The 6,005-nt window shown below is 71.9% G+C and carries 6 protein-coding genes and 1 pseudogene; 1 reads left to right on the top strand and 6 read right to left on the bottom strand.

Features of this window, described 5'->3' with window-relative positions; translation table 11 throughout:
* The 4 genes and pseudogenes from IE109_RS32685 to IE109_RS32670 all read right to left on the bottom strand — a co-directional run.
* Positions 1–208 (bottom strand): annotated as a pseudogene (locus tag IE109_RS32685) (phosphoribosylformylglycinamidine cyclo-ligase); the annotation flags it as partial.
* Between the two features lie 45 nt (positions 209–253).
* Positions 254–1,780 (bottom strand): amidophosphoribosyltransferase, encoded by a 1,527-nt coding sequence (gene purF, locus IE109_RS32680; RefSeq protein WP_189554989.1) that lies wholly within the window; start codon positions 1,778–1,780, stop codon positions 254–256.
* A 325-nt stretch (positions 1,781–2,105) separates the two neighbouring features.
* On the bottom strand, positions 2,106–2,966 hold the full coding sequence (locus tag IE109_RS32675) for an META domain-containing protein (protein WP_189554988.1): 861 nt from the start codon (positions 2,964–2,966) through the stop codon (positions 2,106–2,108).
* A gap of 90 nt (positions 2,967–3,056) precedes the next feature.
* On the bottom strand, positions 3,057–3,869 hold the full coding sequence (locus IE109_RS32670) for a maleylpyruvate isomerase family mycothiol-dependent enzyme (RefSeq protein WP_189554987.1): 813 nt from the start codon (positions 3,867–3,869) through the stop codon (positions 3,057–3,059).
* Positions 3,870–3,964: 95 nt separating this feature from the next.
* On the opposite strand from IE109_RS32670, the gene IE109_RS32665 reads away from it, so the two are divergent.
* Positions 3,965–4,369, top strand: a complete 405-nt coding sequence (locus IE109_RS32665; RefSeq protein ID WP_189554986.1) for a nuclear transport factor 2 family protein — start codon at positions 3,965–3,967, stop codon at positions 4,367–4,369.
* Here IE109_RS32665 and IE109_RS32660 read toward each other — a convergent pair.
* Positions 4,366–5,187, bottom strand: a complete 822-nt coding sequence (locus IE109_RS32660; RefSeq protein ID WP_189554985.1) for a M23 family metallopeptidase — start codon at positions 5,185–5,187, stop codon at positions 4,366–4,368. The genes IE109_RS32665 and IE109_RS32660 overlap by 4 nt on opposite strands.
* Before the next feature lie 119 nt (positions 5,188–5,306).
* Positions 5,307–5,828: an ArsR/SmtB family transcription factor gene (locus IE109_RS32655; RefSeq protein ID WP_189554984.1), complete on the bottom strand. Its 522-nt coding sequence runs from the start codon at positions 5,826–5,828 to the stop codon at positions 5,307–5,309.
* Positions 5,829–6,005 lie beyond the last annotated feature (177 nt).

Below are 6,005 nucleotides of genomic sequence, written 5' to 3'. Positions count from 1 at the left end.
CGTCGGTCGCGGAGGCCAGCAACGGGCGCTCATAACGCTTCAGGGCGGAGGCGTCGAAGAGCCCGGCGAAGCCACCCAGCCCACCGAGAACCTCGGGGCGCTGCGTCTTCTTCACCCACTCCTTCATCAGCTCGACGGCGCGGTCGCCCGCTTCGATGTCGACGCCCGCGGCTGCGTAGCTGGCACCGGTGGTCTCAGTCTCAGACATGACTGTGAGAACTTTCGTGTCGTACTGCAGGGATTGCGGGTGGTCCTACGGGCGACGGAGGGCGTCGGCCGCGGCCGTGGCGGCCGGTCCGGCGGCCAGCTCGGTCTCCAGGAGCTGCTTGCCGAGCAGCTCGGGGTCCGGCAGTTCCATCGGGTACTCACCGTCGAAGCAGGCACGGCACAACTTCTGCTTCTCGATGGTGGTGGCCTCGATCATGCCGTCGATCGAGATGTAGGAGAGGGAGTCGGCGCCGAGCGACTTGCCGATCTCCTCGACCGTCATGCCGTTGGCGATCAGCTCGGCACGGGTGGCGAAGTCGATGCCGAAGAAGCAGGGCCACTTCACGGGCGGGGAGGAGATCCGGATGTGGACCTCGGCGGCCCCGGCCTCGCGGAGCATCCGGACGAGAGCGCGCTGGGTGTTGCCGCGGACGATCGAGTCGTCCACCACCACCAGGCGCTTGCCCTTGATGACTTCCTTCAGCGGATTGAGCTTCAGGCGGATGCCCAGCTGGCGGATCGTCTGGGACGGCTGGATGAAGGTCCTGCCGACGTACGCGTTCTTCACCAGTCCGGCGCCGAACGGGATGCCGCTGGCCTCCGCGTAACCGATCGCCGCGGGCGTGCCGGATTCGGGCGTCGCTATGACGAGATCGGCGTCGACGGGCGCTTCCTTGGCCAGTTTGCGGCCCATCTCCACCCGGGAGAGGTACACGTTCCGGCCGGCGATGTCGGTGTCCGGGCGCGCCAGGTAGACGTACTCGAAGACACAGCCCTTGGGCTTCGCTTCTGCGAATCGCGAGGTGCGGATGCCGTTCTCGTCGATCGCGATCAGCTCGCCCGGCTCGACCTCGCGGACGTAGGCGGCACCGCAGATGTCGAGGGCGGCGGACTCGGAGGCGACGACCCAGCCGCGCTCCAGGCGGCCGAGGACCAGCGGGCGGATGCCCTGCGGGTCACGGGCGGCGTAGAGGGTGTGCTCGTCCATGAAGACGAGGGAGAAGGCGCCCCGGACCTCGGGGAGCACCTTGGCGGCGGCTTCCTCGATGGTCAGTGGCTTGCCGTCGTCGTCGACCTGGCCCGCGAGGAGCGCGGTGACGAGGTCGGTGTCGTTGGTGGCCGCCACCTGGGTGGCGCGGCCGTCCTTCTTGGGGAGGTCGGCGACCATCTCGGCGAGCTGGGCCGTGTTGACCAGGTTGCCGTTGTGGCCGAGCGCGATCGAGCCGTGGGCGGTGGCCCGGAACGTCGGCTGCGCGTTCTCCCACACGGAGGCGCCGGTGGTCGAGTAGCGGGCGTGACCGACCGCGATATGACCCTGGAGGGAACCGAGAGAGGTCTCGTCGAAGACCTGGGAAACCAGTCCCATGTCCTTGAAGACGAGGATCTGGGAGCCGTTGCTGACCGCGATTCCCGCGGATTCCTGGCCCCGATGCTGGAGGGCGTAGAGCCCGAAGTACGTGAGCTTTGCGACCTCTTCACCCGGAGCCCAGACACCGAAGACGCCACAAGCGTCCTGGGGGCCTTTTTCGCCGGGAAGCAGATCGTGATTGAGTCGACCGTCACCACGTGGCACGCCACCGAGTGTAGGCGAGATCGACCACTGGTCCGAATTGGGGACGGCGCGGGACGCGGGGCGGGGAAGCGACGGTTCCGGTCGTGGAGCCGTCGCCGGGCGCCCCGTAGCGCCGCTGGTCGGACCACGGTCGTCCGCCCTCCGGCCGCCCTCCGGCCGCCGATCACGCGCTGACCTGGGACTGAGCGGGAGCCGGGCGAGGTCGCCCGGGGCGCGGCCGGCGTGCCCGGCGGACCGTCATGGGTCCCGCCTCCCGGTCGGCCGGGACCGGGACCGCCGCCCGCCGGGGACGGGCGGTGTGACGGACCTCGCAGCGGGCCGGATGCTACTGCCCGGCGGGAGCGGTTGTCGTGCGGTTTTCCGCGCCCGCCGCGAAGCCGGTCCCGCCGGCGGCGGTGACCGTCAGGCTGCGGTGCTCGATCGCGTACCGGACCTTGCCCTTCATGGTCGTGAGCAGGGCCCGCTCCAGTTCCATCTGCGGTCCGGCGCACAGCTTGCGCGTGGTGGTCACCCGTCCGAACGTCATCGTGGACCCGTCGGTGGTGACGGCGGCGCTGAACTGGTTGCAGCCGAGGGTGCCGCGTACGGAGTCGTCCTTGCCGAACACGAGCGTTGCCCTGCCCTCGGTGCCGGGCGGCAGGGAGGTGGCGGCCCGGCCGGAGACCAGCGAGTTCACGGTCCACTTGGTGCCGACGAGCGGCGCCGGGGGCTGCTCGCCGAGCCGGACGGTGTCCCCGCCGGCGGTGGTCAGGGTCAGTCGGCCGTCCTTCAGCGTGGCCTTGAGCTTGCCGGTGAGCACCGACTTCAGCGCGTCCTCGAAGCCCTGGAGGGGCTCGGGACAGCCGATCTCGGTCATTCCGGTGTCGCTGAGGGTGACCGTGTCGCCCTCGACGGCGGCCCGGGCGTCGAAGTGGTTGCAGCCGAAGTTGCCCTTGGCCCGCCCCTTGCTGTCGATCCGGACGTGCGCCCCGGCCGGGGCGGCGGTCTCGCGGCCGTCGACGGTGACGCTCTCGACGGTCCAGTGCACCCCGGTGACCGGCACGTCGGGGCGTACGGAGGTGCTGCCGTCGCCCGTGCCCGTCCCGTTCCCGGACTGGGTGCCGCAGGCGGTGAGGGCGAGGGCGAGGAGCGGGACGAGGGCGGCGGCCGCCGTGGCGTACGGCTGCTTCTTCGGGGTGCTCGGCATGGTCGGCATGGTGATGGGACGGACCGGGCGCGGTGCCGGTTCCGCCGCTGGGCCGTCCGGGGGCGGGGCCGTGTCGCGGGCCCCGGCGGGTCAGCCGAGGACCGGGAGGTGGGCCGACAGGTCCGCCCGTTCGCCGCTGGCGCGGACCTGCGCCGTGGACAGGGCCTGTGCCCAGGACGTACGGCCCGTGGCGAGCCGGACCCAGGTGAGCGGCTCGGTCTCCACCACGTTCGGCGGCGTGCCGCGCGTGTGCCGGGGCCCCTCGACGCACTGCACCACCGCGTACGGCGGTACCCGCACCTCCACCGAACCGCCCGGCGCCTTGCCGGCCAGCGCGTCGGCCAGCAGCCGGGTGCAGGCGGCCAGCGCCTGGCGCTCGTACGGGACGGCGAGCCCGGTCGCGTCGTTCAGGTCGTCGGTGTGGACGATCAGTTCGACGGTCCGGGTCACCAGGAAGTCGGCCAGGCGCACGCCCCCGAAGCGGGTGACGATCAGCCGGTCGTCCGGGGCCTCCAGGGCGTCGGCGAGCCCCCGCGCGGTCTCCTCGTACAGCGCGGCGAGGGAGGCCGGGTCCTGCGCGCCGGCCTCGGCGATCTCCCGGGTGTCGTGGTCGACGTCCCCGGCGTACCGGCGGGTGGCGAGCGGCCACTCCAGCAGGGTCAGGTCGCGGGTGGGCGGCGCGGGGGCGTCCACCCCGCGGATGAGCGACCGCATCGCCATGGTGACGTGCGCGGCCAGTTCACGGACCGTCCACTCCCCCAGCCTGGTCGGCCGCCCGAGCTGCTCGGGCGTGAGGGCGAGGACCCCTCGGTGTACGTGGTCGAACTGCGCGAGCACGGCGGCCCGGATCCTGGCCGGGTCGTAACTGCGGCTTCGCTGGGTGCGCTTGCTCACCGGTGGCATGGGGCGAGGTTAGCCCGCCGCCGCGTGGCACGGGGCGGACTCCGGGCGGACGATGGGAGTGAATGGCGACGACGGGTGCGAAAGGCGGCACGACCATGAGCGAACACCCGGACAGTGCTCTGGTCCGGCGGGGCTACGACGCCTTCGGCAGGGGCGACATGGCGACTCTGGGCTCCCTGATGATGTCGGACTGTGCCTACCACCTGCCGGGCTCCAGTCAGGTGTCCGGCCACTACAAGGGCCGCGACAACGTCCTGTCCCTGTTCGGCAGGCTCTTCGAACTGACCGGCGGCTCCCTGCGCGTCGTCCTCGACGGTGTCTTCGTCGACGGACGCGGGCACGCCGTCACGGCCCACAAATGGTTCGCCGAGCGCGAGGACCGCGGCATCGAGATGAGGGGCGGCCTCCTCTTCACGATCGTCGGCGGGAAGATCAGCGACATCGACGAGTGCGTCGAGGACATCGACCAGACGGACGCCTTCTGGGACGCGCCCGGTTAGAGCCGGGCCGGCTCCACCGTGAAGGTCTCGCCGCCCGCCGGCACCCCCACGCCACGCCAGGTGAACGGGACGCCCTGGGCGGTGCGCGGGTCGGGGCCGTCCATCAGCTGGAAGTGCAGGTGCGGCTCGGTGGAGTTGCCCGAGTTGCCGCAGCTCGCGAGCGACTGCCCGGCGGCCACCCGGTCGCCCACGCGGACCCGGAGCGAGCCGCGCCGCAGGTGCGCGTACATCGCGTACGTACCGTCACCGAGGTCGAGCACGACGTGGTTGCCGATGATGCGGCGCGGCCCTCCGAGAGTGCGGAAGAGGCCCTCCACGAAGAAGAAGTAGGGCAGCGCGGGCAGCGAGTTGCGGGTGAGGTGGTCGCGCAGGCGGTCCTCGACGCGCACCACGGTGCCGTCCGCGACCGCGAGCAGCGGGGCGCCGAAGGCCGGGAAGTCGCCGTTGCGCCGGGCGACGGGCCACAGCCACGCGAACCCCGGCCTCGGACGTTCCGCTGACTCGGCGACGATGTCGATGGCGTACGTCTGGCCCAGGGCGTGCGTACCGTGGCTCGGGACCTTGTCCGCCGGACTGTTCAGGGCGGACCAGGTCCCGGTGACGGGTGGGTCCACCTCGACGGGGTCCGGCCTCGTGGAGGGGTCACGGCTCTCGTGGGTACGGCGCAGCGCGATGCCGATGGTCACGGCGACCGCCACCGGGAGCCAGCCCAGCCAGTAGTTGTAGGGCAGTTCGACGAAGTGCCCGGCGATCGCCTGGACGACGAACAGCGCCCAGAGGAGGTTGGCCGCCGTCGCGGCGAGTTTGCGCATGGACATGGTTCCCCCATGGTTCGGGCCGGTCGGGTCAGGACAGGCCGGTCCGGACGGGCCGCGAGCGGTCAGGTCGCGAGCGGTCAGGTCGCGAGCGGTCAGGTCGGGACAGGTCAGGTCGCAGGTCAGGGCCGGGCGGTGGCCAGGGCCACGAGCAGCGGCACCACCCGGCCCGGCGGGACCTCGTGGCGGCCGCGCCCGGTGGTGTGGAGCCAGCCCGCGCCGGTGAGTTGGCGCAGATGGTGGTAGATCTGGCCGGTCGTGCCGATGTCCTCCAGCGCGGCCAGCTCGGCGGCGGTGCGCCGGCCGCCGAGGATCTCGCGCAGGAGCCGCAGGCGCACGGGGTGGCCGAGCGCCGCGAAGGGCTCGGCCGCCTCGGTCCAGTCGCCGTCCAGCTGCTCGTGGGCGAGGACGCCGTACTGCCACTCGTACCGCTCCCCGGTCGGCAGCGTCACGGCTCCCGTGAACAGCACCCCGCCGTCGATCGCGCCCGCCTGGGCGAGCCGCGCCTTGAGTCCTTCCAGGGCCCAGAAGTCACCTTCGCCGACCGGCGGTTCCGCACCGCCGCCGCCCCGCGCCCCCTCCGGCGCGGATTCCAACGCCGCCAGGCGGCGCTCCAGTTCGGCGACCCGCTCCTCCAGCTCCATGACCCAGAGAATACGTAGTTACGTAATCACGTGCAAGAGCCATGGGCACGGCGGGACGAAAAGGCCCCCGCCCGGACCGTGAGGTCCGGACGGGGGCTCTTCGACCGATGTGTCAGGCCAGGAGGGCGGGGATGGTGGCTTGGTGTGCCTGGCGTAGTTCGTCCAGGCCGATGGTGA

It is taken from the genome of Streptomyces lavendofoliae, assembly GCF_014649735.1.
In the GTDB taxonomy this organism is placed as follows: Bacteria; Actinomycetota; Actinomycetes; order Streptomycetales; family Streptomycetaceae; genus Streptomyces; species Streptomyces lavendofoliae.
This window is presented reverse-complemented; position numbering and strand designations above follow the sequence as displayed.

Bases quoted from the DNA above. Each gene is read 5' to 3' on its own strand.
- IE109_RS32670 (WP_189554987.1), bottom strand. From the start codon at position 3,869: ATGCCACCGGTGAGCAAGCGCACCCAGCGAAGCCGCAGTTACGACCCG.
- IE109_RS32660 (WP_189554985.1), bottom strand. From the start codon at position 5,187: ATGTCCATGCGCAAACTCGCCGCGACGGCGGCCAACCTCCTCTGGGCG.
- IE109_RS32665 (WP_189554986.1), top strand. From the start codon at position 3,965: ATGAGCGAACACCCGGACAGTGCTCTGGTCCGGCGGGGCTACGACGCC.
- IE109_RS32675 (WP_189554988.1), bottom strand. From the start codon at position 2,966: ATGCCGAGCACCCCGAAGAAGCAGCCGTACGCCACGGCGGCCGCCGCC.
- IE109_RS32655 (WP_189554984.1), bottom strand. From the start codon at position 5,828: ATGGAGCTGGAGGAGCGGGTCGCCGAACTGGAGCGCCGCCTGGCGGCG.